The 26196-nt window shown below is 40.7% G+C and carries 28 protein-coding genes; 16 read left to right on the top strand and 12 right to left on the bottom strand.

What is annotated here, in order from left to right; translation table 11 throughout:
* Positions 1-2 precede the first annotated feature (2 nt).
* The 6 genes from DI077_RS17370 to DI077_RS17345 all read left to right on the top strand — a co-directional run bounded on the left by DI077_RS17370 (position 3) and on the right by DI077_RS17345 (position 6459).
* Entirely contained in the window at positions 3-665 is a 663-nt protein-coding gene (locus DI077_RS17370; RefSeq protein WP_109021537.1) for a rhomboid family intramembrane serine protease, read from the top strand.
* On the top strand, positions 665-2107 hold the full coding sequence (locus DI077_RS17365) for an MDR/zinc-dependent alcohol dehydrogenase-like family protein (protein WP_109021536.1): 1443 nt from the start codon (positions 665-667) through the stop codon (positions 2105-2107). Before DI077_RS17370 ends, DI077_RS17365 begins: the two co-directional genes overlap by 1 nt.
* Before the next feature lie 15 nt (positions 2108-2122).
* Complete coding sequence (locus DI077_RS17360; protein ID WP_109021535.1) at positions 2123-4576, top strand: hypothetical protein; 2454 nt, start codon at positions 2123-2125, stop codon at positions 4574-4576.
* Positions 4573-4995 carry an NUDIX domain-containing protein gene (locus DI077_RS17355; protein WP_109021534.1) on the top strand — a complete coding sequence of 141 codons (423 nt, stop codon included), beginning with the start codon at positions 4573-4575 and terminating at the stop codon, positions 4993-4995. Before DI077_RS17360 ends, DI077_RS17355 begins: the two co-directional genes overlap by 4 nt.
* Positions 4988-6163 (top strand): carbon-nitrogen hydrolase family protein, encoded by a 1176-nt coding sequence (locus tag DI077_RS17350; RefSeq protein ID WP_109021533.1) that lies wholly within the window; start codon positions 4988-4990, stop codon positions 6161-6163. Before DI077_RS17355 ends, DI077_RS17350 begins: the two co-directional genes overlap by 8 nt.
* Before the next feature lie 98 nt (positions 6164-6261).
* A complete protein-coding gene (locus tag DI077_RS17345) occupies positions 6262-6459 on the top strand; it encodes a hypothetical protein (protein WP_109021532.1) in 198 nt (65 codons plus the stop codon).
* Here DI077_RS17345 and DI077_RS17340 read toward each other — a convergent pair.
* Together DI077_RS17340 and DI077_RS17335 are read right to left on the bottom strand one after the other, a co-directional pair.
* Positions 6456-7595: a hypothetical protein gene (locus DI077_RS17340; protein ID WP_242935268.1), complete on the bottom strand. Its 1140-nt coding sequence runs from the start codon at positions 7593-7595 to the stop codon at positions 6456-6458. The genes DI077_RS17345 and DI077_RS17340 overlap by 4 nt on opposite strands.
* Entirely contained in the window at positions 7592-8212 is a 621-nt protein-coding gene (locus DI077_RS17335) for a hypothetical protein (protein WP_109021531.1), read from the bottom strand. The genes DI077_RS17340 and DI077_RS17335 overlap by 4 nt, the downstream gene beginning before the upstream one ends.
* Positions 8213-8278: 66 nt before the next feature.
* Here DI077_RS17335 and prfA point away from each other — a divergent pair, with 66 nt between their 5' ends.
* The 4 genes from prfA to DI077_RS17315 are packed head-to-tail and all read left to right on the top strand — an operon-like array spanning position 8279 to position 12417.
* A complete protein-coding gene (gene prfA, locus DI077_RS17330; protein ID WP_109021530.1) occupies positions 8279-9340 on the top strand; it encodes a peptide chain release factor 1 in 1062 nt (353 codons plus the stop codon).
* Positions 9341-9378: 38 nt separating this feature from the next.
* A complete protein-coding gene (locus DI077_RS17325) occupies positions 9379-11139 on the top strand; it encodes a S8 family serine peptidase (RefSeq protein WP_242935267.1) in 1761 nt (586 codons plus the stop codon).
* 20 nt (positions 11140-11159) lie between these two features.
* Positions 11160-11774, top strand: coding sequence for a hypothetical protein (locus DI077_RS17320; protein WP_109021528.1), 615 nt, complete (start codon positions 11160-11162; stop codon positions 11772-11774).
* A gap of 31 nt (positions 11775-11805) precedes the next feature.
* Positions 11806-12417: an MORN repeat-containing protein gene (locus DI077_RS17315; RefSeq protein WP_109021527.1), complete on the top strand. Its 612-nt coding sequence runs from the start codon at positions 11806-11808 to the stop codon at positions 12415-12417.
* A 10-nt stretch (positions 12418-12427) separates the two neighbouring features.
* Here the strand turns inward: DI077_RS17315 and metF are convergent, their stop codons facing one another.
* Both metF and DI077_RS17305 read right to left on the bottom strand, forming a co-directional pair.
* A complete protein-coding gene (gene metF, locus DI077_RS17310; RefSeq protein ID WP_109021526.1) occupies positions 12428-13315 on the bottom strand; it encodes a methylenetetrahydrofolate reductase [NAD(P)H] in 888 nt (295 codons plus the stop codon).
* Positions 13316-13327: 12 nt separating this feature from the next.
* Entirely contained in the window at positions 13328-14143 is an 816-nt protein-coding gene (locus DI077_RS17305) for an SDR family NAD(P)-dependent oxidoreductase (protein WP_109021525.1), read from the bottom strand.
* 61 nt (positions 14144-14204) lie between these two features.
* Between DI077_RS17305 and DI077_RS17300 the strand changes: the two genes are divergently transcribed.
* Together DI077_RS17300 and DI077_RS17295 are read left to right on the top strand one after the other, a co-directional pair.
* Entirely contained in the window at positions 14205-14960 is a 756-nt protein-coding gene (locus tag DI077_RS17300) for a biotin--[acetyl-CoA-carboxylase] ligase (RefSeq protein ID WP_109021524.1), read from the top strand.
* Complete coding sequence (locus DI077_RS17295; RefSeq protein WP_109021523.1) at positions 14961-15764, top strand: type III pantothenate kinase; 804 nt, start codon at positions 14961-14963, stop codon at positions 15762-15764.
* On the opposite strand, the gene DI077_RS17290 is transcribed toward DI077_RS17295, so the two are convergent.
* Both DI077_RS17290 and DI077_RS17285 read right to left on the bottom strand, forming a co-directional pair.
* Positions 15750-16397: an SGNH/GDSL hydrolase family protein gene (locus tag DI077_RS17290; protein ID WP_109021522.1), complete on the bottom strand. Its 648-nt coding sequence runs from the start codon at positions 16395-16397 to the stop codon at positions 15750-15752. The genes DI077_RS17295 and DI077_RS17290 overlap by 15 nt on opposite strands.
* Positions 16384-17499: a dolichyl-phosphate-mannose--protein mannosyltransferase gene (locus DI077_RS17285; RefSeq protein WP_242935266.1), complete on the bottom strand. Its 1116-nt coding sequence runs from the start codon at positions 17497-17499 to the stop codon at positions 16384-16386. The genes DI077_RS17290 and DI077_RS17285 overlap by 14 nt, the downstream gene beginning before the upstream one ends.
* Positions 17500-17590: 91 nt before the next feature.
* On the opposite strand from DI077_RS17285, the gene DI077_RS17280 reads away from it, so the two are divergent.
* Positions 17591-17806: a hypothetical protein gene (locus tag DI077_RS17280; protein WP_242935265.1), complete on the top strand. Its 216-nt coding sequence runs from the start codon at positions 17591-17593 to the stop codon at positions 17804-17806.
* Between the two features lie 60 nt (positions 17807-17866).
* On the opposite strand, the gene DI077_RS17275 is transcribed toward DI077_RS17280, so the two are convergent.
* Both DI077_RS17275 and DI077_RS17270 read right to left on the bottom strand, forming a co-directional pair.
* Positions 17867-18205, bottom strand: a complete 339-nt coding sequence (locus DI077_RS17275; protein WP_109021520.1) for an STAS domain-containing protein — start codon at positions 18203-18205, stop codon at positions 17867-17869.
* Between the two features lie 54 nt (positions 18206-18259).
* On the bottom strand, positions 18260-18886 hold the full coding sequence (locus DI077_RS17270; protein ID WP_109021519.1) for a site-specific integrase: 627 nt from the start codon (positions 18884-18886) through the stop codon (positions 18260-18262).
* Positions 18887-19088: 202 nt separating this feature from the next.
* On the opposite strand from DI077_RS17270, the gene DI077_RS17265 reads away from it, so the two are divergent.
* The 3 genes from DI077_RS17265 to DI077_RS17255 are packed head-to-tail and all read left to right on the top strand — an operon-like array spanning position 19089 to position 21846.
* Positions 19089-20159, top strand: a complete 1071-nt coding sequence (locus tag DI077_RS17265) for a toxic anion resistance protein (protein WP_109021518.1) — start codon at positions 19089-19091, stop codon at positions 20157-20159.
* Between the two features lie 2 nt (positions 20160-20161).
* On the top strand, positions 20162-21034 hold the full coding sequence (locus DI077_RS17260; protein ID WP_242935264.1) for a magnetosome magnetite crystal formation protein family: 873 nt from the start codon (positions 20162-20164) through the stop codon (positions 21032-21034).
* Positions 21034-21846 carry an inositol monophosphatase family protein gene (locus DI077_RS17255; RefSeq protein WP_109021516.1) on the top strand — a complete coding sequence of 271 codons (813 nt, stop codon included), beginning with the start codon at positions 21034-21036 and terminating at the stop codon, positions 21844-21846. Before DI077_RS17260 ends, DI077_RS17255 begins: the two co-directional genes overlap by 1 nt.
* Here the strand turns inward: DI077_RS17255 and DI077_RS17250 are convergent.
* From DI077_RS17250 to DI077_RS17235, 4 genes are read right to left on the bottom strand one after another with little or no spacing between them, the layout of a single operon-like run.
* The gene (locus tag DI077_RS17250; protein ID WP_109021515.1) at positions 21827-23011 is read right to left on the bottom strand and encodes a glycosyltransferase family 4 protein; all 1185 of its coding nucleotides are present in this window, start codon (positions 23009-23011) and stop codon (positions 21827-21829) included. The two genes, DI077_RS17255 and DI077_RS17250, sit on opposite strands and share 20 nt — an antisense overlap.
* Positions 23012-23017: 6 nt before the next feature.
* On the bottom strand, positions 23018-24070 hold the full coding sequence (locus tag DI077_RS17245; protein WP_109021514.1) for a glycosyltransferase family 4 protein: 1053 nt from the start codon (positions 24068-24070) through the stop codon (positions 23018-23020).
* Complete coding sequence (locus tag DI077_RS17240) at positions 24067-25128, bottom strand: glycosyltransferase family 4 protein (RefSeq protein WP_109021513.1); 1062 nt, start codon at positions 25126-25128, stop codon at positions 24067-24069. The genes DI077_RS17245 and DI077_RS17240 overlap by 4 nt, the downstream gene beginning before the upstream one ends.
* Entirely contained in the window at positions 25128-26147 is a 1020-nt protein-coding gene (locus tag DI077_RS17235) for an LIC_10202 family protein (RefSeq protein ID WP_109021512.1), read from the bottom strand. Before DI077_RS17235 ends, DI077_RS17240 begins: the two co-directional genes overlap by 1 nt.
* Positions 26148-26196: the final 49 nt, after the last annotated feature.

Here is a 26196-nt window from a genome sequence, read left to right as displayed (position 1 = left end):
AAATGAGATCTTTTATCTGGGAATTTCCCTTAACAGCAAGCTTTGCTTCAGGAATGGTGATTTTATATCCTGTCGTAATGATTTTTTTTCCGACGGCGGTAGATGAATATTTTTTAGCAACTCCCGGTGAATTGCAACCCATCAATTGGATTCTCAGTACATTCTTTCACGGATCATTTGCACATCTGTTTTCCAATATGTTCTTTTTGCTGATCTTGGGTCGGGTCGTTGAATACAGAGTCGGTAAATCCAAATGGCTTTTATTTTATTTTATGGCCGGTTTTTTATCCGTGTTAGGTGATTGGATTGTGAGAGGTTTTTTCATAGGAGATAGAACTCCCGTGTTGGGGGCAAGCGGTGCAATTTCCGGATTGGCATCCGTTGCGGCTTTGCTTTCTCCGTTTCGATTCCCCATTTCCAAAAAACAGGCGATTCCTTTCCCGGTCTTTTTATTCGCTTGGTTTATGATTTATTCGGATATGACAAATCTATTTGCACGCGATCATGTTGCTCATTGGGCGCATATAGGCGGATTTTTTTCCGTCTTTGCAACTGCTTATTTGCTCAGTCAAAAGGAGCGCTCAGAGATCAGGAAGGGCTTTCTTGTGAACTTCACCTTTTTTACATTGACTGTGATTCTTCTCTTTTTTATCAACAATAGGTAATGCAAATTAGATTTAATGCTCTGGATTACAAAGCTGACGACAGTTTTGAAACATCAGAATATGAGTATGATGGTAGTTTGGAAGCGGGTTGGAAAATCCGCCGCAATGGTGCCGATTACCTCTCCCTTGGCCCTGGTTATAAATTATTAAAAACGAAATTCTGCGGAGTTTGTTCCACCGATATTGACCGTAGATTTTTACCTCACCCTCTCCCTCAGATCATCGGACATGAGTTAGTGGCTGAGAGCGTAGAAGAAAATCCCAAAAAACAATACGTAGTCGAGATCAACGATACTTTCGAAGCACGGGGAAATAAAGAAACCGATGTTTTTTGTACAGTAGGACTTCCTACACATTCCCCGGAAAGAAGGGTACTCGGGATCGATAGATTGCCTGGAGGATTCGGTTCTTATATTTTGGCTCCTCAAAATGCTGCTATTGAAGCGGAAGGTATTTCCGAAAAAGTAGCGGTCCTTATGGAACCGTTTGCTGCGGCATTGCAAGCGATTCTGGCTTCTCCTCCCAGAGAAGGGGATCATGTGGCTGTTCTGGGTCCGCGCCGATTGGGTAGTTTGGTTCTTGCCGCATTGAAAGCACACAGACAATTTCAGAAAACCAACTTTCGCATAACTGCGATTACTAGGCATGATCATCTTGTGGAACTTTCCAAAAAAATGGGAGCCGATGATGTGGTGGATCTTCGCAATACCGATGTCGCATCCTTGCAAGGATCTTTCGATATTGTTTATGATACTACAAGTACGGTCAGCGGGTTTGAATCTGCAACGGGATTTTCCAAAAGAGAACTTCATTTAAAAACTACCAACGGACAAATCATGGGAGGACTTTCTCACTTAACGGAACTAGTGGTGGACGAATTGTCCATACTACCTGCAACGGTGGAAAATCTTGGGTTTCATTGGCCTCGAGAAAACAGAAAAAATGAAACCGTATTTTTGTTTTCTTCGATTGCTGATAAATGGAAAAAGCTCATACCATCCGACATCAAAGTTTTTGAAGGGAATGCTTCCGAAGGCGAAGCTATTTTATTGTCCGATGCATTTGCAAATCGGCTTCCCCGATTTGATCTGGTGATCGCAGGGACTTCGGAAGAAGTGGGACTTGCCATTCGCCCCAATCCCAAATCGGAAACCTCGCTGGTTCGTCCCAGAAGTGCGATTTTAGCGGATACATCCTCAGAGTCCGGTTGGCAAAATGATTCGGGGCTTTTGAGCGGATTCTTTCGAGAGGGTAAGGTGATTCGCACCTCCCGTTGCGGGGACTTTCACTATGCGTTGAAACTTTTAAGAGAAAATCCCGATGTTGCTTCCGCTTTGGAAACAAATATGATTTCTCATATGTTCCCGGCAAAAGATTTGGAATCCGCTTATGCAAAAGCAAAAGACCCGTCTTCCGTAAAAGTCGTAGTTAGTTTTCCGTAAGAGGGAATAAAAAAAATGATTCCATCTGAAATCGCAACTTCCATCGGACCCACTCTAATCAAAAAAGAATCTCATCTTTGGGAAATCGACTTATCCAATTTGAGGATTTTTTTCGGTCTTTCCATTTTATCCCGCTCTTTGAGTGAAGAGATTACAAATAACCTCCATAGCTTGCCCGGTGATATTTCTTTTATTCAAAAAATAAATCCCAATATCAATCATGAGCTGATTGATATGCATATCTCTTATGTTCAAGTGCATGCAAGATCCGGTATATTGAATGATTGGCTTTTGTTTCGGGATCAGTTCGAAGAGGACTTAAGATCCGTATTTGGGACTTTTCAAAGACAATCGATCGCTAAAAAACTTCATCCCGAGTTTTACGGAGAAGATCCGAAATTAAATCCTTCGATAGCTTTGCTTTTTCCCTTTTATAAAAACCGAAGTGATGCGGACGGCAGATACCAGATTCTGATGGAAAGGGTTACGAGTCAGATCAATGTGGGGGATTTTTTCATTCGCATAACAGTCGATGCTATTGATTCCTCTGTGCTGAATCTAGGCGGTATCAAACATGAGGTGGTGGATGATATCGGCAAAAGGACTTATATTGCAGGTGCTTCCAAGATCAGCGAATCTCTCAACAATAGCATTATAGGTGCCGCTCAGAAAGGCGAAACTTTCTTTGAAGAGGAAAACAGACATTTCAGCAAAGTGTTCGAGCAGTTGGAAAAAACACCGATAGGCAGGCTCACTCATATCCATTTTTATTGGGAAGATAGTTTTCGTACAATGATTCTGGCTACGGATCCTCAGAACACATTGCCTTTGATGAAGAAGTTGTTTTTGCTTTTGGAAGATGCCGACATCTCTCAAACAATCAAAGAAGGCCATACTGTATTGGCCAAGCTAGGAAGGGCTCAAGTTTACGTGGAACTTTCCCGGTTGGACAGAGTTCTCAATTTCAGCTTTAACAGAAAAAGAACTCAAATTGATTCCAGCTTTTATCTGAAAAGAATGCCTATTCTGGAGGCGATTGCGGATAAAAAAGAACATTCGCATAACTTTGAGAATACGCATATTTTTCTGATCCACCATATCACTTCAGAAATCATCTCCATGATAGAAACATTGAGAAGGTTGGAAATAAAATCGTTGGATGTAGCATTCGTAAAATACGGTGGGAATATCCCTCCTGTTTATCTCGATATACTACTCGATATTCCTACCGAATCTTTTTTCATGGCGGGTCTGGAATTCAAACTCACAAAGAATAATCGTCCTTATTACGGACTTTCCCCGCTTTACAGTGATTCTTCACCTCATAGAAAATTTGCGGCAAAACTGGAAGAGGCAAAATTCGGTTTTTTTGATGCGATGAAATACCTTGCTACCTATTTGTTTTTAAACAAATTATTCAAGCTTAGAAAAACAGGAGAAAAGATCCTGCTTGTAGAAGACGGCGGATATGTCGCTCCCATCATCAATCAACGTTGCAAAGAGAATAAAACAATCGGTGAAATCGCTTCCGAGTTTTGGGTGGATTGCCCTCCTGAATTTTCTTCGGAAGGATTATCGTCTTTCATTTCTCAAACAGTTATCGGAACAGTGGAACATACCCGCAACGGATACGATCGATTGAAAAAAACGGCGGGAGTTGAGAACCTTCTTACGCTACCTGCATTTACCATCGCTGTTTCCAATGAAAAAACAAAAGAGGAATCCAAAGAGGTCGCCTTTTCCATATTAAATGCCATTGAAAACAGTTTGCATGGTTTGGGTAAGGTTCTTTCCAAAAGGAAAATTTTGCTTTTGGGTTCTCTCGGAAATATCGGCGGATTTTTAAATACTTATCTTGTAGATGGTCGGTTGCATGAATCCAATCGGGTGATTTCACAAGTAGATCTTAAATTTGTAAACAATGGAAACCGCCAATACTCAGATTTTTCTCATTTGCCTTCGGAAGAATTTCTAGGCATTGATTTGATTATAGGTGTAACAGGCGAGTCCGTTCTAAAACAAAAAGATTGGGAAAATTGGATTCTAAACAGCGAGAATCCCAATTTGTATGTTGCTTCCGGTTCTACAAAAACGGCAGAATTCACGGATCTGATCGAATGGCTGAATGATTTGTATCAATCCTCGACACCGGCCATTGGCAACATTCCGATTCGGTTGGTTATCGATCGGATCATAGATCCGCAGACCGGAATGGATTTGGGTGGAAAAGTCAGTTTTCTTTTCGAGTCGAAAAAACAGGCGGTTGAAAAAACATTATTCTTGTTAAGCGATGGTAGCCCGATCAACTTTTTGTTTTACGGAGTTCCTACCGAATCTATGGATCCTATCATTACTCAACTCACAACAGTCGCCTTGGGTATGGTTTCATTGTACAAAACGAATTCACTTCCTAAACCCGCTTTGTATGCAGTCGATCATCAAATTGACAAATGGGGAAATCCGTTATGAGTAAACACGGTTCTTTTCAAATCACTCAAAAATTATTTTTAAGAGACGGCGATAAATTTCTCATCATGCGGGATAGTAAATCCGGCTATGGGGATTTGCCGGGCGGAAGAATGAACGAAGACGAATTTTTTGACGACTGGATGGATAGTATTCACCGGGAAGTAAAAGAGGAGTTAGGCGAATCTGTCCGGGTGGAAATCAATCCGAAACCGATTTTCGTTCATAAACATCGAGTCAATGAAGGAAATCATCCTTGTATTATCATTGCCTATCAGGCAAAACTTTTGGGTGGTGAAATCATTATTTCAGATGAACATGATTTTATGGAATGGGTATCGGTAAAAAATTACGATCCGTCTCCTTTGTTCACGGAATATATGTTGGATGCAGTTAAGGTTTATTTGGAAGAATATGCATAATTTTTACGTTTCTACTTCTCGGATTATTTTTTTCCTGATTCTGGTCGGCATTACTTCGTTTGCCGCACATTCTTTTCATAGCACGGGAGTGAGCGTTCCGGTACCTTCCCTTCCCCTCCCTACTTACGAGGAAAACGAGATCTCCAGAGCTGAAAAATCCTGGACCACGATTCCCATTCAAACCAACGGCGCTGACAGAAAGTATGGAAACATCATTTCCATGCAGGTATACTTAGACGGTAGTGATTTTTCCAAACAGGAATGGTGGGCGGAAAGAATAGAGGAACTTCTCAAAACGGGAAAAGACGCAAATATTTATGACCGTAAAACAATCATTATATTTCCTGAGCATATCGGTACCGGGCTAGTATTCTTAGGACAAAAGGAACGGGTATTCCATAGCCCGGACTGGAAAACGGCGATAGATACGTTTGCGATTCAACATGAAGCGGAATTAGTACCTCATTTGGAATTTTCAAAGAAGGCGCAACCTAAATGGGAAGCTGCATTTCGATACCAGTCTCAGCTAATGGCCGATACATATCAGCTAACTTTCGCTAGATTGGCTAAAGAATATTCGGTTCCGATTCTCGCAGGGTCTATTATTTTGCCTTCTCCTAAAATTGTCGGGGGAAAACTGATTGTTGATCCGAAAGGTCCTTTGTACAATGTGTCCGTTTCATTTTCTGCCGACGGCCGTGTGATGGATCCTTTGGTTAGAAAGACATTACTTACGGAAGAAGAAGAAATGATTTTGGAACCGGGGGATGTGGCACAGGATCGAACTTGGGTAGTTCCCGGTTGGAAGGTGGCGGTATTTTTGGGTCATGAAGTTTTTAACTCGGCACTTTACGAACGATTGAAAGGTAGGCCTTTGGACGGGCTGGTATCTCCTGCCTTCTCATTCCCGAAATTGAATATTGAAAAAATGAAAAATTATATCAACGATCCTGAAATCGGCTCTTTGTCCGAAAATGAAATTTGGATCAAACACGGTCTTTCCAAACATATTAAAATCACTCGGGCAGTGGAATCGGTACAAGTGTTTCTGCATGGGAAATTTTTCGAAGAAGGAACGAGCGGTAAAACATTTAACATACGCGACTTTGTAAATAAAGATGAATCCGAGTCGGAATCACAACCAAGGATCTTAAATTTATACTTCTAAAAAAAGAAATAAGAGACTTAATCTATATAAGTTTTTTTGCATTTTAAATTAAAATCCATTTGACATGAAAAGAAAACTTAAAAGAATTTTGAGGAGTTATGTCAAAAACAGGATCTTCTGCCAACGAGTTTTACGTTAAATGTCCTCTTTATACGCAAGGGTTGAAAGTATGCCCTAGCTCTAAAGACAGATTGCAGACAGACGATGTGAACTTGCTCACTTCACATTGCATAACGGAAGAATACAAAAATTGTTCTTTCTTTGTAAATCGTAACGAGAACGAGCAAGCCGCCTAACCGTCGTTCTTTTTCTTGACTTCCTTATAATAATTCCACATACTCCAATCTTCTTTCGTAAATTGAAGATTGTCTATTACCAGTTCCCCTTTTTTGTTTTCGTAAACAATACGGTCTCCCGAAACTCCCCAGAATCTTTCCAAAAAGAAAGGAAGATGTTCTTTTTTTCCTAAGACTTTCCATTTCATCGGTTGCAAAGGTTCGGACTGGTTGGGGGAAATGAATTCATCTTTCGCAGTGAGTCGGTAGGAAATGGCTTCTCTCGCATTGATCGGAGTTCCCCTGGAAATGGAGGGACTTTTGTTCCCCAAGTAATTGACTTCTTTTAGAAAAAGATCACCCACCTTGCCACCTACCAGGTAAGCGGTGGTTCCATTGTGATATAAAATCCTAGGTAGAACAATGTCTTTTGTGAAAAGTGAAATTCGTTTGTGAAACGAATTAATATAATATAGGTTATACGATCCGCCCGTTCCCGACCACAATAACCAATCGTCTCCCAGGGATGCCAATTGGTAGTTTGCTTTTAATTTGGGAAAAGTAGTAGGGAATTCATCGCCGGAGATATATTTTTTAGGGTTTTTGGGTAAGGAAGTTTTTTCTTCGAATAAATCGTTTTCAAAGAAATAGTAAATCTTGCTTCCGTCGGAGGTGATTCCCATTCCCGTTTTGCAGGGAACATGAGCACCTGATTCGTATTCGAGAGATGAATTTGTCAAAGAGTAGGCGAAAATGGCACAGCCGCCTTTTTGTTTTAATGGAAACTGCATGACCGCATAATCCCCATTTGCTGATATTTTGAAATTATCCGGTCGGATTTTCAGCTCTCTTTCTTCGCTTTTGTCCAAAATCAGATCTCTGTAAAATACGGTCTTATTTTCCGTCCAAACGATTTTTGTTCTGTCTTCCGAAACTTGAAATAAGCGGGGTTGGTTCGGTTTGGATTTGGAAAGGACTTCCGCTGAATTTCTATTAGCGGAAAGTCTTTCTTCCAAAAGGCTGAGAGCCTTTTCATACTTTTCTCTTGCGATCAAATCATCTATATCAGCAACTAGATTTTCATGTTCTGATTTGCAAGAGATCGTAAGTAAGAATGGTAAAAGGTAAATTATAAAAATGAATCTAAAAAAAATCACTCTGCTTCCAAATCTGTTATATGATTCCAAGTTTCTATTTCTTTGGAAAAAAGAGCATGGGCGGTAGTTCCGACTTTTTTTGTATCGAAATAAGCAAAAGTTCCAGTGACTACGGCACCTCCCAGAGGTATCCACCTAGCAAATTGTTTACGAAGGACGGTTTTGGTGATCAATAATCCGACCTTTTCCAATAAGGATTGAAACAGCATGACCGTGGTCGGGCGAATTAGAATTTTTAAAGAAGTTTCCTCTATGACTTTTCTGAATACATGGGCGCTTCCGTGTTTGAATAAACAATACAAAAGAAGCTCCCGGGTCACATGGACTTCTTTTCCGTGAAGGGCCGCGATATCCAAAACCAAATGACCTTGGATGCGGTAGATTACCAGCAATTCCGGTAGAATACTAAGTAGTCCGAGGGGACCGGGAGGGAGAGAGCAGGTCGCACTCACCAGTCCCGTTTTGAACGAGGCATTTTGCACCAATTGCTCCACCATTTCATCCGGAGCCTGAACTGTGGGCGCATAAGGGCTTCTGTATTGTTCCAAACCTGCAAATAGGTCGATTAGGCTCTCTAAAAAGCCATTGGATGGAATCGGGGATTTGTTTTCGTTCACCTTAAGCAAAATAAGTAATAGTTTTTAGTTTATCAAAATTAGGCATTCTATAGCCTTTCCATAGACATGATAGACAGATTGAAAAAAATACAAGAAAAATACCTTCGCATTGAAGATGAGTTAGGGCGGGCGACTCTACCCGACCAACTGAAGAGTCTTTCCAAGGAAAGATCTCGCCTAACACCTGTCTACAGTAAAGCTGCCGATTATCTTAAAATTTCACAAGACATCGAAGATGCGAAATCCCTTCTCACCTCGGAAAACGATTCCGACATGCATGCTATGTTGAAATCGGAAGTGGAAGAAGGAGAAGCAAAATTGGAATCCCTTTCCAAGGAACTGGAAATCATGTTACTTCCCCCGGATCCCAACTCCGGCAAAAACATATTGGTTGAAATTCGTGCCGGAACGGGAGGAGAAGAGTCCGGATTGTTTTGCGCGGATCTTTTCCGAATGTATAATAAGTATGCTGATAAAGTGGGAATGAAGGTGGATGTAGTAGACTCGAGCCCAACGGGAATAGGTGGGTTCAAGGAAATCGTTTTTGCATTAGAAGACGATCGTGCTTACGATTTATTTAAGTTCGAATCCGGAACACATAGAGTACAAAGGATTCCTGATACCGAATCAGGTGGACGAATTCATACTTCGGCAGTTACTGTTGCCGTTCTTCCGGAAGCGGAAGAAAAAGAAATAGATATCAAGGAAAGTGATCTTCGAATCGATGTTTACCGCTCTTCCGGTGCGGGTGGTCAGCACGTTAACACTACGGACTCGGCAGTTCGAATCACACATATTCCTACAGGGATCGTATCGGCCTCTCAGGAAGAAAGATCACAAATCAAAAACAGAGATAAGGCGATGAGAATGCTGCGCGCCAGAATCGCAGATCAACTTGCGGAATCCGCCAAACTAAGCGCAGATGCTTTGAAAAAAGCACAAGTGGGATCGGGAGACCGTTCCGAAAGGATTCGGACTTATAACTTTCCTCAAGGAAGATGTACTGATCATAGAGTGGGTTTTACCAGTCATAACCTACCAGCCATTATGGAAGGGGATTTGGACGAATTGATCGATGCCTTGGTTCAGGAAGATCGTGCAAAAAGGTTAGCTGAGGCAAAAGCATAAAAAAGTGACTTGCCAGCGATATTGCAGGTTCTATGGTTTTGAAACATAGTTATTCGGGGGATAGTATTTTGCGCGCTTTCAAATTTGTATTTCTTTTGTCTCTTGTTCTTTCTTTTTCATATTGCAAAAAGGATAAGAAAGATCCTTTGGAGGATTTACTCAATCTTCTGATTTTGCAGAGCTTGTTGGCACCCCAGGACGGAGCCTGTACTGATTCTACGGATATTCCGTCTGATACTTATTATTCGAGCCAATGGCACCTCTCCAATACCGGCTCTACATCCAGTTCTCTTTTGGGAGAAGATGCCAAAGCAACCGGCGCATGGGCGCAAGGTTGTAAGGGAGGTGGTGTAAACATTGCGGTCGTTGATGACGGTATGGATATAGACCACGAAGATCTCAAAGCCAATTACTCAACCAGCTATCAGAAGTTGTATGGCGGTAGTTTCTACGGTTTCGGAACTTGCTCTTCTTCCACAGGATGCCATGGAACGGCCGTAGCCGGAATTATGGCAGCGCCGCAAAATTCCATAGGTGGCGTCGGAATCGCTTCCAAGGCGAAAATAAGCCCTCGGAATGTTCTTTTTAATGCCACAGATGTTAACGCCGGTGATGCGATGTCAACGAATTCTGCAGGTATCTTCATCTCGAATAACAGCTGGGGAGCGGCGGACAATATGGGATTGTTATTTCCTTCCGGATCTTTTTGGAGATCGGGGATCGACACAGCATTATCCACCGGTAGAAACGGAAAAGGAACCGTATTTTTCTGGGCCGCTGGAAACGGAGGCAGGTCTTTAACTGCTTATTACGGCCAAGCCAGTAGCACAAATATCTATACCGACAATTCGAATTACGACGGTCAGGCGAACTATTACGGAGTCAATGCCGTTTGCGCCATTGGAAATGACGGTAAAAAAGCTTCCTATTCGGAAGACGGTGCCAATCTACTGGTTTGCGCGCATTCGCTTGGAAACAATAGCGTCGGGATTTTTACAACGGATGTTTCCTCCACGGGTGGTTACAACCGAGGAACAAGCTCTACCGAACCGACAAACAGGAATTATACCAGCTCTTTTAGCGGAACTTCCGCAGCGTCTCCTCTAGCTGCCGGAGTGGGAGCACTCATTGTAGATGCCAATCCAAGTCTAACTTGGAGAGATGTTCGGGTGATTTTAGCGAGATCCGCCAGACAAAACGATCCTTCCGATGCCGGCTGGTTCACAAACGGGGCCGGATTAAAATTCAATCATAAATACGGTTTCGGAGCCGCCGACGCGAATGCTGCGGTAACGCTTGCTAAGTCGTGGACATTGCTTGGATCAGTAGTGCAGAAAGCAGTGACCGGCTCTACCACTAACGCATCTGTTGCGAATAACAACGCAACCGGAGCTACAAATACAGTGGCTGTCAGTTCTTCGGGAATCGGAAAAATAGAATTCGTAGATCTGACTCTCACGATTACAACCGGAGCCTCGGATGAGCCAGGTGATTTGCAAATAGAATTGACTTCTCCTTCCGGAAAAACAGCGATCCTGGCATCTCCTAGAGCATGTATCAATTCAACGCCAGCATTTACCAGATGTACGGACTTTACGGGGTATCGTTTCGGGGTAACTACCTTTATGGATGAATCCGCAGACGGAACCTGGTCTTTGAAGGTTTCGGATTTGTGTAACTATTCAAGTTCTGTGCGTACTTGCACTTCATGGGGTGGTCAAACTTCTCCTGGTACGACGGGTGTCGGAACTCATACAATTTCCTCCTGGTCTATGAACATCAGGGGACGAGCAAATTAAAATTGGAACAGGAGCTATTTATGAAAAAGGTTCAAACATTTAAAATTATATTTATCGGTCTTTTTTTATCCGCCTGTGTTTCTCAACCTGCTTACTCTCAGGATTTGAAACCAAGCGATCTTTATTATTACGATGGAAACAAAAGGATAGATCTGCAACTTCATGACGGTTTGATTGCCGAATTCGGTGCGCCTGCCGAATACACGGAAACCAAATCTACATTAGGTGTTCGTTCGTTGGACTCTACTGCTACTGTTCTACGGAAGTCGGGAGCTGCCAGTATCTGGAAGACAAAAGCAAAGGGTAGTCCCGTATCGGCTGCAAAAACATTGAACGGTTCAGGCTCCATTCAATACTCTCCATTATTCACCAGTATGCAAGGATCAAGTTACTTGGCTTTACCGGGCAACATCATTGTTGATTTCAAAACCTCCTGGTCCAGAGACAAAGTAGAGAATTTTCTTGCATCCAAAGGACTCCGAGTCGCCAACAAATTGGAAATGTTAGGTCATAATTATTATGAAGTGGAAACTCCTGCAGGTGCCGCTTCTTTGAATATTGCAAATTCTCTCTATGGTCAGGAAGGAATCGTTTCTTCTTCCCCTAACTGGTGGAGAGACGTAGTGGCTAAATAAAATCCGGTTTTTATTTTTGCATTCTGCGATTATGAATAGCAGAGTATTTTTATCCGTTCTTTCATTTGCATTTGTTAGCTGCGCAAGCGCGCAAGGCAAATGCATGGAAGGCGAATGTGTAAACGGTTCCGGAAAGATGGAAATGGAGTCCAAATCCATTTACGAAGGTAGTTTCACCGGAGGAAATCGGGAAGGACTCGGCAAACTGAATTATCCGAATCAGGATGAGTTCGAAGGATCTTTCTTAAACGATTCTAAAAACGGACTTGGCATTTATCATTACAAAAACGGACAAAAATTCGAAGGCCAGTATGTGAATGATGTTCGCAACGGTGCGGGGAAATACATTTATTCCGAAAAGGAAATCTTTGAAGGCAACTATTCCGAAGGAATTCGGGATGGAGAAGGGTCTTATGTTTATCCCAACGGAGATCGGTTCGAAGGATTTTATAAAGACGGGAAAAGAAACGGTCCCGGAAAATACATCTTCAAAGACAAAAATGTTTTAGAAGGAAATTGGAAAGACAATCTTTTGGAAGGCAAAGCTACGATCAAAAACCCTAGAGGAGGATTGATCATGGAAGGTTACTGGAAAAACAACGAATACTTGGGAATCAATTCCCCAGACTCCGGGGAATTTTAAGTTTAACAATTCAGCTGAGAGAATCGAAATTTCTAATCCCCAAAGATTCGTAAATTTTTCTTGTCGCCTTTGATTTGTTAAGCGTGTACATATGAATCCCTGCGACTTTATGATCCAAGAGTCCTCTGACTTGCTCTGTCGCCCAATGGATTCCAACGTTTTCCGCATAACTATCGTCTTCTGCCCGGGAAAGTGCCTTCAGCAATTTTGCCGGAAAACGGGAACCTAAAGAAAGCTCTGCCATACGTGCCATTCCTTTTCTGGAAGTGACAGGCATCACTCCTGCAATGATCGGAACTTTGATCCCGGCAATTTCACATCTTTCCACAAAATCATAAAAGTCATTATTATCAAAAAAAAGTTGAGTGCAGATATAGTCGGCACCTTGTTCAACTTTCCACTTTAAGAATTCGATTTCTTTCAAACGATTGGGAGTACTAGGGTGCCCTTCCGGAAATCCTGCGACTCCGATTCCCATTTTTGGAAAATTGGATTTGATATAGGCGACAAGTTCGCCCGCATATTCGAAGCCGTTTTCCATTTTTTGAAATTCCGTCTGTCCTTTGGGAGGATCTCCTCTCAATGCCATGATATTATGAATTCCGGATGCTTCGTATCGTTTTAAAATCTGACCGATTTCCTCTTTTGTAGCACCTACGCAAGTTAAATGGCTAACAATTGTTAAGCCTGTTTGCTGTTGTAATTTAACAACCAAATCATGGGTAAGATCTCTGGTGGAACCCCCTGCCCCATAGGTAACGCTAACATAAGCAGGATTTAGAGAAGATAAATCTTGGATGGTTTGGAATAGATCGCTTGCTGCTTCCTCGTTTTTCGGGGGAAAAAATTCAAAACTGATGGAGGTCTTTTTACGTTCTAGAACCTGAGAAATGTGCATGTAGACAAATATTTATTTGGGAATATTTTTCTCAAGCCCCTTGTTAGCCAAAAGCCAGCCTTTCGAAGCTTTCATTTTGACCGCAAGCCAGAGGGCAAATTCCGGGAAAAGAGCAGGAAGGATCACGATGGAAAACCGAAGGCGGGAAGGAACCATTACTTCCCCTTGGTTCTTTCGAACGGCAGCAAGAATTGCTTTCACCACTTGGATGGGTTCGATAATAGGGGTAAAGACAGAAGGTTTGACTCCATCGATCATTCTTGTTTTGACCATAGTCGGACAAATCCAACTAACTCCTACATTTGAATCATATAGCTCCATACGAAGCGCTTGGGAAAATCCAACCACTGCATGTTTGGTAGCTGAATAAATCACAGTTCCTTCCGATCCGAATTTTCCTGCCACACTTGCTAGATTCACTATATGTGCTTTCTGGTGGGATTTTAGAATCGGTAGGCAAAGATAAGTGAGTTTTGTAACAGCATTGACGTTGATGGAGATCGCCTTTTCCCATGTGGAAAAATTCTGAGACAGATAAGGTCCTGAAGGAGCAATCCCGGCGTTATTGACCAAAATGTGAAATGTTAGTTTGTCGTAGCCGATTTGTCTGACAAGAGTATCGATATTGTCAGGGCGGGAAAGATCACATGCATAGGGAAAAAACTTTCGGCCCAAAGCTTCTACCTGTTTTTTGGTCTCATTCATCTCTTTTTTTTGAATGTCGATACCGATGATATTGGCTCCTGCCTTTGCGAATTCGATACAAGCCAAAGCCCCGATTCCCATGCCTGCGCCAGTGATTAGTACTGTTTTTCCGGAAATGTCCATGGTTCAGATATGACTTTATTTTTTACTTTCGTCAATCCAATTCGAAAAAGATAAGTTATCTATGTCTTATCATTTTTTAAAACCGGAACTTGGTCATCATTTAATCAGCGTGGATTCTACAAACGAATGGATCAAAGACAACCAACGGGTGCCCGGTTCCTGGGTCGTTGCCGATGAACAAACCAAAGGGAAAGGTCGTGGTGGCAATGAGTGGATTTCGTTAGGTGATGAGAGAATCATTTTTTCCGGTAAGATTCAATTGCCGTCGTATGATATTTCTTTGCCTTTATTTTCCCTGTTTGTGTCCGCTGCGTTATTGAAATCCATTCTGTATTTTTTTCCGAATCTGGAAGGGGAAGTCTCCGTCAAATGGCCGAACGATATTTACAGAGGAGAAAAAAAAATTGCGGGAATACTGATCGAGTCCGAGTTTCATAACGGGATTTATACCGTTGTCATCGGTATGGGTTTGAATATTTTCGGAGAAGGGATTCCTCAAAATCTGAATTCGAAAGCCTGTTACTTGTTAGATGAAAAACCGATCGAAGGTCTGACGGAAAGATTGACCTTTCAATTTATACAAGAAATCAATTCTTATCTTATTCATCTTATGGACCAAGGACAAATACTCAAAGAACTCATTTGGATAGAAAATCATTCTTTTTTGAAAGACAAGGCGATCGAGACGGAATGGGATTCAAAAATGATTCGGGGAAAAGTTTTGGGATTTGATGAATATGGATTTCTCATTTTACTGACCGAAAGAGGGGAAAAGATCGAGCTTATGGATACCTCCCCTTCGTTTCGGGTGATATGAATGGATGAAAAGCCACTTTTATTAGTAGTAGATGTTGGAAATACCAACACAGTATTCGGGATATTCCAAGAAGGGCAAGAGACACCCGATTTTCATAAAAGAACCGTAACCCGCAGAGAGCGCACTTCTGACGAGCTCGGTCTTTTTTTGAAAGGTTTTCTTTCTCAAGAGAATGTAAAATCGGATCGAATCAAAACAGCGATTTATTCCAGCGTAGTTCCTTCCTTGAATCCGATCGTTGAACGAATGTTAGAAGATTGGTTCAATGTAAATCCTTTGCGGGTTCATTATCAAATGAAACTGAACTTTGGGATTACCTATCCCCGACCCTTTGAAATCGGTGCCGACAGATTGGTGAATGCCGCCTATTGCGTGAAGGCCTTTCCCGGCAGAAAAGCAATCCTTGTAGATTTGGGAACAGCTACTACTTTTTGCGTTTTAAATGAAAAGCCGGAATACATCGGAGGCGTCATCGCCCCCGGCCTTAAAATCTCAATGGATGCGTTGACGAAAAATACGGCACAACTTCCTCCGATCGTATTCGAAGCACCCTCCAAAGTGTTAGGCGGTTCAACCATCGAGTCCATCCAATCAGGATTTTATTACGGATGGATCGGTCTTCTCAAAGGGATCGTATCGGAAATCAAGAGAGAGATGCCGGGAGATTATATTGTGATCGGTACAGGAGGACTTGTTTCCACAATTCATGCTTCTTCTCAAAACCAGGTTTTCGATTTGATTGATCCCATGTTGACATTGAAGGGATTGAAAATTCTGGCTGATTTGAATTCAGAACCCAAGTAAGACCCGCTGGTATTCGTTTCCCATAATCTCAAGTCCCAATTGATTCGGATGCACCGGATCATTTAAGGAATATAAGGGAGGAATTCCCGTATAAGCGGAGAATACTTTTTCAATATCGGCTAATCTGTAATTCGGTTTTGATTGAACCAGATCTCTTATGCCTTGGTTATTGGTTTTGATAGAAGGACGTAAGTCTACATAATCAGTTAAGGGTACAGCTGTTAGTATAAATATGGAAATGGAATTCTTTTCCAAACGACTCAAAAGTTCTTTGTATCTTGTTAGAAAGTTTGTCGTTCCGTAAAGATTGGCATCATTCGTTCCTAGTTCAATCAGCCAGATATCCGTGGCTAAGGCTTCCAGTTTAGGAGATTGCACGAGCCAGTCTTCCGTCCCATATCCTGTGACGGACATATCTCTAATCGAATAAGAAGTGGGTAATTTATGTTTCAATCCGAATCCGTCGGATAATTGGGAAAGTGAATCCCCTACAATCGTTATCTGATATGAACTTGTCGGTTGGTTTAGTAGTGCAAGCAGGGCAGGTGTGTCTTTTTTGGAACTATAACACCCAATAAAAAACAAAAGGAAAGAAATCGGAACTTGTCTCCAGAAAATTTCATGGGCTCGCATTCTCATTCCCCGTGGGTTTATGATATACGATTGTTTTAAAATGCAACCAATGATTGCTCGGAACGGGAATTTCCCATTCCTCCCGAATCCACTCAGGGTGGTTGGATAGAAACAAAGAGATGGCCTGGTTTTTTAAAGAATCATCGTAAAATACGAACGCATCCTGAGATTCTATGGTTCGGGTGTATTCATTGGAAGGGAATTCCAATTCTCCCGGTATGAATTCCAAAAACTTTTTTTCAGGATATTTTTCACTCAAATGAAAATAAGGATCGGGGATAGTTTGCAAGTATACTTTGTTATGCGGCTTGAGAATGGTTTCCAATTTTTGAAATTGAGTGTTTAAGATATATGTGGAATCCGTTTGAATCCAGTGAATGTTTACGATATGAAGCCATCCCGCAAAGGACAAACTGATTCCTGCAAGAGAGAGGATTCTTCCGAAATATTTTTGTTCTGCAAGTAGCGCCATTCCCCATGCGAAGGGAAAAATAAAATGAAATACATACCATCCTTCGGAAGATGAATACAAAGCAACCGCGACAGATAAAATCCAAATCCAATATACATTCAGTCTGCTATTCAATTCATGTTTTTTCTTGTACAAAGAAATGGAAACAAGCACAAGCGTAAAGATTTGAGTGATGATGATGATGAGTCTTAATTTGGAAAATGCGAATCCGAATAAAAAAACTTTCAATTTGGTAAGTGCTGTAAAACTACCGAATAAAATTTGTTTCCGAATCAATTGGGCTCCGAATTGAATCGTCAAAAGGTTCCAATCCGGATGGATGTAAACGGCCCACAAACAGATTGGAATGATTCCACCTAATATAAAGAAGAAAACTTTTTGTAAGATAGAAATCCTATCTCTTACCAGGAAAAATAAAGATACAAGCCCGAAGGAAGCGCCAAACGGGTGTGTCATTGCCGAACAGGACAGAAGAATGCCGGCAAGAAAGGATTTTAGTATATGTTCCCGCTTAGAGCCTGCGACATAGATGCTTGCCAGAAAAAAAAGCGCTGTTAATCCTTCCATTCTCCCGGAAGTTCCGAAACGAAATACAAGCGGTTCGGAAAGAACCGTCGCAAAACCGATCATAGCTGTGAACTTGGAAAATTTTTCTTGGACCAGCAGTTTATAAAAAAGCCAAGCGGATAAAAATACGGTAAGGGCGCTGAAAAACCTAAATATGAAAATCGTATCCGGCAAGATTTTTAAAAACAGGGAAGATAAGATCAAAAACCCCGGAGGCATCCAAAGTGTTTTGTATTCCATTCCCGGAATCAATCCTTCCAATACATTCGTTGTTAGATGGCCCGTTTTGGCAAAAGCTTGGGCGGGAGAAAAAAATAAGACTTCATCCGGCCAAAACGGAGGAATCGAAGTGCTTTGTGTGAAAAAATAAAACCAAAAGAAAAGAGAAAGGGTTAAAAAGCTGGCTTGTGGAAGTCTAGTAAGGATTGGATTACTTGGAAAGAGAAGCGGTAGCTTCTTGTTCGGTTTCGAAGACTTCGAAAAGATCGAGTAGTTCCACAACATCGAATACTTTTTTTACGGGAGGAGTGATACAACAGAGCTTGAGTTTACGACCTTGTTTGTCCAATTCTCGAACCATACCGACAAAGATACGGATTCCAGAAGAAGAAATATAGGAAATAAGCTCGAGATTGATAATGATATCACCCTCTCCACTTTGAACATCGTCAGCTAATTTCGCCTCGACTTCATCGGAATGAGTAATGTCCAGGCGACCGTTAAGATTAACTAGAGTGTGTTTGCCTATTTTTTTGGTCTTGATTTCCAAAATGCGCCTACTTAGAGCAACGATCTAAGCATTATCATAGGATTCAAGAAATTTTTACGCTGCTTCGCTACCGAAATCCTCAAAAGTCGCTGAATTTGATGTCTCGTCCAAGGTAGAATAGAGAGATATACGTTGTTTTGTAGACTTCAGAGAGCGATGGCCTAAAAATATTTGGATTTCCTGTGCCGGGAATCCTCGATGAAAAAAATACAAAGCGATTGAGTCCCGGATCAATGGGATGGAGACTTCCTTCTTTATGATTTGCGATGCTTTTTGCAGGATTTTTTGAATGGATCTTTCCTCTCTAAGACCTTTTTGTCCCGGAAAAAGAGGGAGTTCCGTTGTTTTTTCACTTTGGCAGAAGCGATAAAGTTCCTTGGCAAAATCATCGGAAATACGGATATTTCTGTGTTTTAATCTGCAACGTTCCGAAATCTTCAAGTTGGCGGAACTTGGTTCAAAGTTTTTGATTTTAAAAGAAACTAGCTCCGGAGTGGACATTCCGGAAGAGAATAAAAGTTTAAGGATGAGATAATGAGTATAGTTACTATTTCTCAAGAAGAAGAACATTTTCCGTAGGTCATCGTTGGTAAATAAACAAGTCTCGAATTCTTGCAGGTTTACCACTAGATCCGGTGGTAGGAAGGGGAAAATTATTTTCTGGATTTTTATATCTTTCATAAGCTTTCTCACAAATTATCGAAAGGATTTAACCTTAATTCCTGTTAGAACATAAGTTCTGATCCTAACGTTTCTAAGTTATCGGATCTAAATGATCGGAAATAAATTTACTTGTTCACCTTTTTTCCGCGTTTTGTTTTCTGCTTGATTCTCTTTCGGAAAAAATTCAAATTTTATAAAAACGAGCAGGAAGAAAATAAAAATGGATTCTTTAGAGTTAAAAACAAACGACCCTGAGTTGCAACTAACACCGGAAGACTTGAAAAAAGTCCGGGAACTTGCCGATCAAATCAAGTTAAACGATCCAAATGATATTATTCAATATGGTTCTTCCGTCCAAGCCCGAGTTTCCGAATTTGCGGACAGTGTTCTCGCCGAAATCAAAACGAAAGATGCCGGTTATGCGGGTGAATTGCTCAATAATCTTCTTTTTAAGGTAAAAGATCTGGATTTGGACAGCCTAACAGGGGAAGGGGGAACTCTTTCCAAGATCCCTCTTATCGGAGGACTGTTCAATAGTGCTAAAAAGTTTTTAGCCAAATTTGAAGATTTGCATTCACAAATCGAAAAGATCGTTGAAGAATTGCATAATGCCCGTACCAACCTAACAAAGGACATAACTCTTCTTCAGGCCTTGTATGAAAAAAACTTGGAATATTTTAAAGACATTCAAGTTTATATAGCTGCGGGCGATCAGAAGGTAAAGGAACTAAGAGACAAAATCCTTCCGGAAATGTTGGCCAAAGCACAGGCGCAAGGTGATACACTCGCTTCTCAGAAGTACCAGGATATGGTTCAGATGGCGGATCGTTTCGAAAAAAAGATTCATGATTTGAAACTCAGCCGGATTTTGTCTCTTCAAACGGGGCCGCAGATCCGGCTGATCCAAAATGGCAATCAGGTGTTAGTTGAAAAAATCCAGAGTTCAATTCTGAATACGATTCCCCTTTGGAAAAATCAAATCGTAATCGCTTTGGGGCTGCTTCGTCAGAAGAAAGCGCTTCAGGCTCAGCAGGAAGTCAGCAAAACCACCAATGATCTATTGCAAAAAAATGCAGAAATGCTGAAAACCGGAACGGTGGAAATTGCAAAGGAATCGGAGAAAGGAATTATCGAAATCGAAACTTTGAAAAAAGTGAACCAACAGCTGATTGATACGATCAATGAGACTTTGAAAATCCAAGAAGACGGGCGACAAAAAAGAAAGACTGCCGAACAAGAATTGGTTAAAATCGAATCAGATATCAAACAGAAGTTACTGGAATCAAAATAATTATGGAAAACAATTTAGAGATCATAGATGCGGAAGAAAAAAAATGGGCACGTCGTGCCCATGTAACAACGCTTCTTACTTATCCTATGGCATTGCTTCCTTTTCCGTTTTCCTGGGAAGTTTTGGGGACCTTGATTTTTCCATTCGTCATTTGGTTGTCTAGAAAAAAGACTTCTTATTCGGCAGGGCAGGCATTGGAAGCGATGTATCTTCAGGCTTTGTTGGCTTTCGGGTATATAGGCTTAGGCAACGCTTTTTCGGGCGATAGGGTTTTGTTTGTTTTTTCCTATGCATTCGTAGGATTTTTGCATCTGTTGCTTTTAGGGTTCGGTGTGTTTCGCACAACAATTGGTAAGCCGCATCATTATCCTTTTAGTTTTTTTCCCCTCCTGTTTGCCTCCCGATCCACAAAGGAAAATTGGAATTCCTTAAAAAAACAATTTTCCGACAAAGTGGAGTTCAACGAATACAAATCTTATATGGAAAAATTCGATTCTTTCAAACTTTCCATTGAGAAGGAAGTGAAATCGTTAACAGACAACGGATTGCAAAGCTTAGGAAACGAATTTTTACATTCTTTAGGCGATCTGCGTGTGAAATTGGCGGAAGATCCACTCTCCTATAAAAAAGCGAGACAGTATTTGAATTATTTCCCGGAAACCACTACAAAGATATTAAACCAGTATAACCGTGTTAGTCGGGATCTGTCTCTTGCGGGTGACAATGAAAAAAGAAAAACCGAATTGAACCAACTTCTGCAAGAAGTGATTAAAACTACCGAGCAGGTTCGTGGAAAGTTAAAGGCAGATGAAACCTTAAATTTAGATGTAGAAATCACCGCCATGAAGAAAAACATTGGTTTCGGTGGGTATTGATGGAGTCAGAACTCAAAGATAGATCGTATCATTTTTTAAATTTTTTGCCGCAAGTCGCTAGTTTCCTCGCGGAAAAACACAATTCGCCAAACCTTTCGATCAATGAAAAACGTCTTTATGATTTGGTAACGGAAGCGGACTTAGGCGCTGAAAAAATGGTTCTGGATGAAATTCGGAAATTTTATCCTCAGGATAGCTTTTTATCCGAAGAATTCGGAGATTACCAAGGCAAGAGCGGGTTTCGTTGGGTGATTGATCCTTTGGACGGAACTACAAATTACGCACATGGATTACCGTTATACGGCGTGTCAGTCGGTCTGGAATCGGAAGAAACGAAAGAACCTGTGCTCGGGATGGTTTTTTTTCCGGAGCTAAATACTTTTTATCATGCAATCAAAGGGAAGGGCGCCTTTCGTGAAAAAAAACAAATCCGCGTTTCCAAACGTAAGTCGCTGAAAGAATCTCTTTTCGTTACAGGTTTTCCCTATGATCGAAAAAATTCATTGGATGTATTGATGGATTATTATAAATCCATTTTGGAAAAATCAAGAGGGGTTCATCGGACGGGTGCCGCTACTTTGGATCTTTGCTGGGTTGCCGAAGGCAAGTTCGACGGATATTATGAATTGGGATTAAAGCCTTGGGATATGGCCGCCGCCGGTTTGATTGTGCAGGAAGCAGGGGGAAGATTGTCTACAATGGACGGCAATGATTTTAGTATTTATATCCCAAGTCTCCTTGCAACAAACGGGTTGTTGCATGATTTTCTTTTGAACGAATTCGAAGGTGGGATCAATCGAGTAGTTTACTGACAACTAACTCCAATTTGTTTTTTATTACTTCTTTTGTAAAATTCAACTCTACATACCTTCTTCCGTTTTTGCCCAAACGCTCTCGAATACTCGGATTTTGAATCAAGTATTCGAGGGAACACCTGAAAGAAATTTCATCGGAATAATAAAGTCCTCCCTGGCTCCTTTGGCAATGCCCCCGCATAACATCCGATTTTCCATTGACCAGAACCGGTTTTGCAAAAGACCAAGCTTCCATAATGGCAATGGAAAAACTTTCCAGAGCGGACGGATTTAAAATCAAATGCGATCTTCGAAGTAGGTTTTCTTTTTCAGATTGTGTTACAAAGCCCTGTAAATGAACCGATGCCGGGATCAGATCATTCGGCAAATGATTGTTTCCTATGCTGATCAAATGGATTTTTTCTTTTGGGAAAAAATGTTTCCATGAATCGTAATGGGCATAAAGTTCAGGAAAACCTTTTGCCGGCTCGATCCTTCCCAATGTCAAAAGATTGATCTCCTCTTCGTTTGAGATCGGATTTTGCAGGACTTTTTCGTTTGGTAAACTAACGTAGGTCCCGATAAAGAAAAAGTTTTTAGGAAGAATTCCTATTTGCTTTTTGTATACATCAGCTTCTTCGGGAGCATTGAAACAGTAGCTATAACCTGGCAGGAAAGTCCTTTTATAAATCGGTAACGTAAAAGCAGGCTCTTCGTGGAATGTAGGGATGATCAGAACCGGCTTTTTTAGATGAGTCAAAACCTTTACGATCGGGTAATACAGATATCCGACCAAGATAATCAGATTAAACCGATCCTGTGATTCAATCATAGTATTCACCAAACCAGGTGAATACGGTCCCTGTTCGATTAAAAAATTTTCCTCTTCTTCAAGGCTGACTTTGTTTCCTTTACGTAAACAATTTTCCAGCACTTGGTTCATTGTGTTAATATTTCTTTCTTTTTTTACAGGGAATCTGTGGATTTTTATATCGTCCCATACTTCTTCGCCTGCCGGTAATTCGTTTTTCCAACTAATATAATCTTTGGCACAAGTGGTAAAAACCTCAACCTGATTGGACTCTTTCAGAATCAATGCATAATCCAATGCCAGTTTTTCCGCACCACCCGCTATATTCGGATGAAATCTGGGAACTAGGATTGCTATCTTTTTCCCTTTCATCGGTTTTTATTTTTCCAACACTTCTAACAACGGAGCAATTGATATTTTACTAACGTAGTCTTGTAATCTTTGCGATTGTTTTCGGATGATTTCCGTTTTCAAGTTCTTATCGGATTCTATCGATTCTATTTTTTGAATCAAAACTTCAAAATCCTTTTTGGCGAATAACAAACCGTTTCCGTTTAATGTTTCTGACACCGCCCCCGCATCGTAAGCGATAACCGGTAATTCGAAATGCATTGCTTCCAAAAGCGGAACACAAAATCCTTCGTGTTCGCTCATTGATAAAAAATAAGAACTTTCAAGATAATATTTTGTTAATATGGATTCATTCACATAAGGAACAATCTCAACTTCCTTTCTCAAATCGTAGGTTTTGATCATCAATTGCAATTCATCCAAATAAGCTTGTTGGTTCGGGTTGCAAAATCCTACCATCTTCAATCTGAAATCCTTATTTGTTTTTAATTTCCAGATTTTGGCAAATCGAATCAAATCGTCCTGACGTTTGTTAGGTGCAATTCTTCCTACGAATAAAAATTGGATCGGGTGTTTGCTTTTTTCCACAACAACATTGCTTTTATTCCATTTGGCAAAATTCAGATGAAGAGGCATCACTTTTGAATTTTGAAAGCCAAGCTCTTGCAATTCCAAATTGTTAAAATTTGAAACCGCAAAGTAGTTTTGAAAATGTTCTTTGATCGTATGAAGATCGTGTCTGCCTTCTCTTAATAAATAAGTGAAATGAAGATCATAAGGTTCTAAAAAATCGTGAGGAGTGACATTATGATAGATTAAAATTTTTGGATTCGGTTGTTTAAGTAGAAAGGGGAGTATGCCTGAATGAATCGAATGATGATAGATAAGCCAATCGTTCGGTGATATTTTTGCCTTTAAATATTTTTCAGCGTATTTATCATCCGCCTTGTTTACATTTTCCGAGTATATATTTCCCCTGTATCCCTGAACTTGCAGAAGTTTTTTAATCTCCAACATCTCTTGGGAAATGGCATCCCCAACTTGAAAGCCTGCTGAAAATTGATGTACGAGAGGTCTCATAAATTTCCCACCAAATCCGAAAGCTGCTTTTGCCAAGGGAAGTGATTATAATATTCCAATGCCTTTTTTTGATTTTGAATGAGCGTTAGGCGCTTTGTGGAATCGGAGAGATAATCTTCCATATTTTCAACGAGTCGTTTATAATCTTTGGAACGAAATCTGATTCCGCCTTCTCTCATTGTGGATCCTATCGCACCTTGTTCATATGCGAATACCGGTAATCCCATTCCGAATGCTTCCAGGACAGGCAAACAAAATCCTTCATGTTCGCTCATAGATACAAAAGCATCGGATTTTGACAAAACTTGCAATACTTCTTCGTCGGAAAGACCTTGTAGAAATAAAACTTTTCCCTCCAGATCAAGATCGGAAACTTTTTTTAGAAGCAAATCGAAATATCCATGGAAGGCATGAATTACTGAACCGACGCAATACAATTTGGAATTCGGATGGGTTTTTATCCAGATGAAAAAAAAATCAATCAGGTCTTCCCATTTTTTTTGAGGTGAAAAACGACCCAAAAAACAAATAGATCCGTCATTATTATTTCTCAATGGAATGTCGGAGTTATGGTAGGATTTGCAGATAGGAATTGTAATTATATTTTTAAAGTCGTATTCTTTGATCGTATAGCTGTTGTATGGTGAATCACACCAGGCGGCATCGCAAAAGATTGCCAAGGAAGCGATTTCCAAATAGGAAACGGATTCGAAACGTTCCATTGAATTGTAAATTTCGGGAGTCGTAGTATTCTTATAATAAAACGAGGGCGTTATATTATGAAAACGTAGGATTTTTTTTCCTGGTAAGGATTGGAAATAATCAAGGGGATATCCTTGGCCTGCATAATGTAAGATATGAATATCATTATTTGTCAAAGGGAGGTTCGAATAACAGAGATGATATTGTGAAGACTCCGCTTTTTCCCCTTTTTTAGGAAGCCTAGTTACAAAATGGGAATTCCAGCCTAAGTTTGTAAATTCATTGCTTAAGCCTTTTGCGTCATTGCCTACTCCATCGGAATCTTTCAGCTCATCTAGGTGCTGAAATACGTTCATTAGGAGATCTTTTTATAACGTAGAATTTTTTTTGCGGAAGATTTTGTCAGATCTCTTTCTTCCGAAAGACCGAACGTTTTAAGATAATTGGGAAGTTTTTTCAAATCGATTTTACTCAATTGGATGTCTTGAAACGGACTATGATTGTCTTCATTTTCCAATTGAATGGAAAAGTAAAGATATCCTCCCGGTTGCAGCCAACCGGAAATTTCAGCAAAGATTCTTTCCAAAACGATTGATGGAAATTTATTCAGAGAAAGCCCGATGATTATGTGACTTGCTTCCAAATGTTTCAAAGGAAATAGGGAATCGACCAATTTGATATCGGATGTGATTTTCTTTTGAACAAATTCAAATTCGTTTTTACTTTCGGTATAAGAATGAAACGGAATGGATTCGATTGTCAGTTTTTTAAGTAAGGAACCCCATTCGGGGAAAAGGACTTCCAATTTGCCTTTTTCTTTCATGTCTGAAATCGCGAGATCCCAGTCGTCCGACAGTCCCGCATCATCGATAAATTGATAGCTTGCCCAACCAAACGTAGGTTCACCGCTTAATTTTCTCACGTCTGTTTGGAGTAAATAATCTTTATAAAAGCTTTCGAACCTTTTTTCCAGGTTTTGCATTCTTTTTGCCAGTCGAATTAACTCGTGTAATACGGAAAAAAAAGCTTTGATTCTGTTTTCCGAAAGTTTTTTGTCGACTAACCCGTAAAATTCGATGAATCTTGTGAATAAAAATTTAATCGGACCTTTCACAAACCAAAGCTTAGGATTTGTAAATTTGGGCGGCGCGATTCCTTTTTCGAATAGATGAGCTGTTCCGGCGGGGTCAAATTTTCGATAACCTTCCGGAGATTCCGGTTGGAATTGCATTTGGGAGATCCTTTCCAGTTCGAGCTTTGTCGGAGGAGGAAGGGGGATCTTGGATTCGATTCCACGCATGATCTCTTTTACATCAATTTGCGGGTCTCTGATTTCCAAAAATGGCGTGGGGCTTAAGCTAGGGTCGTTTTCCACGGAATTCTTTCTTGTTGAGAGGATTTGAAATTTTAGGATGATGGCAACT

The organism is Leptospira kobayashii, from assembly GCF_003114835.2.
GTDB classification, from domain to species: Bacteria; Spirochaetota; Leptospiria; order Leptospirales; family Leptospiraceae; genus Leptospira_A; species Leptospira_A kobayashii.
The sequence above is the reverse complement of the archived record's forward strand: the minus strand, read 5'-3'. Positions and strand labels throughout refer to the sequence as shown.

Bases quoted from the DNA above. Each gene is read 5' to 3' on its own strand.
- DI077_RS17260 (WP_242935264.1), top strand. From the start codon at position 20,162: ATGGAAAACAATTTAGAGATCATAGATGCGGAAGAAAAAAAATGGGCA.
- DI077_RS17355 (WP_109021534.1), top strand. From the start codon at position 4,573: ATGAGTAAACACGGTTCTTTTCAAATCACTCAAAAATTATTTTTAAGA.
- DI077_RS17320 (WP_109021528.1), top strand. From the start codon at position 11,160: ATGAAAAAGGTTCAAACATTTAAAATTATATTTATCGGTCTTTTTTTA.
- DI077_RS17240 (WP_109021513.1), bottom strand. From the start codon at position 25,128: ATGAACGTATTTCAGCACCTAGATGAGCTGAAAGATTCCGATGGAGTA.
- DI077_RS17250 (WP_109021515.1), bottom strand. From the start codon at position 23,011: ATGAAAGGGAAAAAGATAGCAATCCTAGTTCCCAGATTTCATCCGAAT.
- DI077_RS17360 (WP_109021535.1), top strand. From the start codon at position 2,123: ATGATTCCATCTGAAATCGCAACTTCCATCGGACCCACTCTAATCAAA.
- metF (WP_109021526.1), bottom strand. From the start codon at position 13,315: ATGCACATTTCTCAGGTTCTAGAACGTAAAAAGACCTCCATCAGTTTT.
- DI077_RS17295 (WP_109021523.1), top strand. From the start codon at position 14,961: ATGGATGAAAAGCCACTTTTATTAGTAGTAGATGTTGGAAATACCAAC.
- prfA (WP_109021530.1), top strand. From the start codon at position 8,279: ATGATAGACAGATTGAAAAAAATACAAGAAAAATACCTTCGCATTGAA.
- DI077_RS17365 (WP_109021536.1), top strand. From the start codon at position 665: ATGCAAATTAGATTTAATGCTCTGGATTACAAAGCTGACGACAGTTTT.
- DI077_RS17300 (WP_109021524.1), top strand. From the start codon at position 14,205: ATGTCTTATCATTTTTTAAAACCGGAACTTGGTCATCATTTAATCAGC.
- DI077_RS17245 (WP_109021514.1), bottom strand. From the start codon at position 24,070: ATGAGACCTCTCGTACATCAATTTTCAGCAGGCTTTCAAGTTGGGGAT.
- DI077_RS17370 (WP_109021537.1), top strand. From the start codon at position 3: ATGAGATCTTTTATCTGGGAATTTCCCTTAACAGCAAGCTTTGCTTCA.
- DI077_RS17280 (WP_242935265.1), top strand. From the start codon at position 17,591: ATGAAAATCGTATCCGGCAAGATTTTTAAAAACAGGGAAGATAAGATC.
- DI077_RS17345 (WP_109021532.1), top strand. From the start codon at position 6,262: ATGTCAAAAACAGGATCTTCTGCCAACGAGTTTTACGTTAAATGTCCT.
- DI077_RS17270 (WP_109021519.1), bottom strand. From the start codon at position 18,886: ATGAAAGATATAAAAATCCAGAAAATAATTTTCCCCTTCCTACCACCG.
- DI077_RS17255 (WP_109021516.1), top strand. From the start codon at position 21,034: ATGGAGTCAGAACTCAAAGATAGATCGTATCATTTTTTAAATTTTTTG.
- DI077_RS17290 (WP_109021522.1), bottom strand. From the start codon at position 16,397: ATGCGAGCCCATGAAATTTTCTGGAGACAAGTTCCGATTTCTTTCCTT.
- DI077_RS17305 (WP_109021525.1), bottom strand. From the start codon at position 14,143: ATGGACATTTCCGGAAAAACAGTACTAATCACTGGCGCAGGCATGGGA.
- DI077_RS17350 (WP_109021533.1), top strand. From the start codon at position 4,988: ATGCATAATTTTTACGTTTCTACTTCTCGGATTATTTTTTTCCTGATT.
- DI077_RS17315 (WP_109021527.1), top strand. From the start codon at position 11,806: ATGAATAGCAGAGTATTTTTATCCGTTCTTTCATTTGCATTTGTTAGC.
- DI077_RS17285 (WP_242935266.1), bottom strand. From the start codon at position 17,499: ATGATCGGTTTTGCGACGGTTCTTTCCGAACCGCTTGTATTTCGTTTC.
- DI077_RS17265 (WP_109021518.1), top strand. From the start codon at position 19,089: ATGGATTCTTTAGAGTTAAAAACAAACGACCCTGAGTTGCAACTAACA.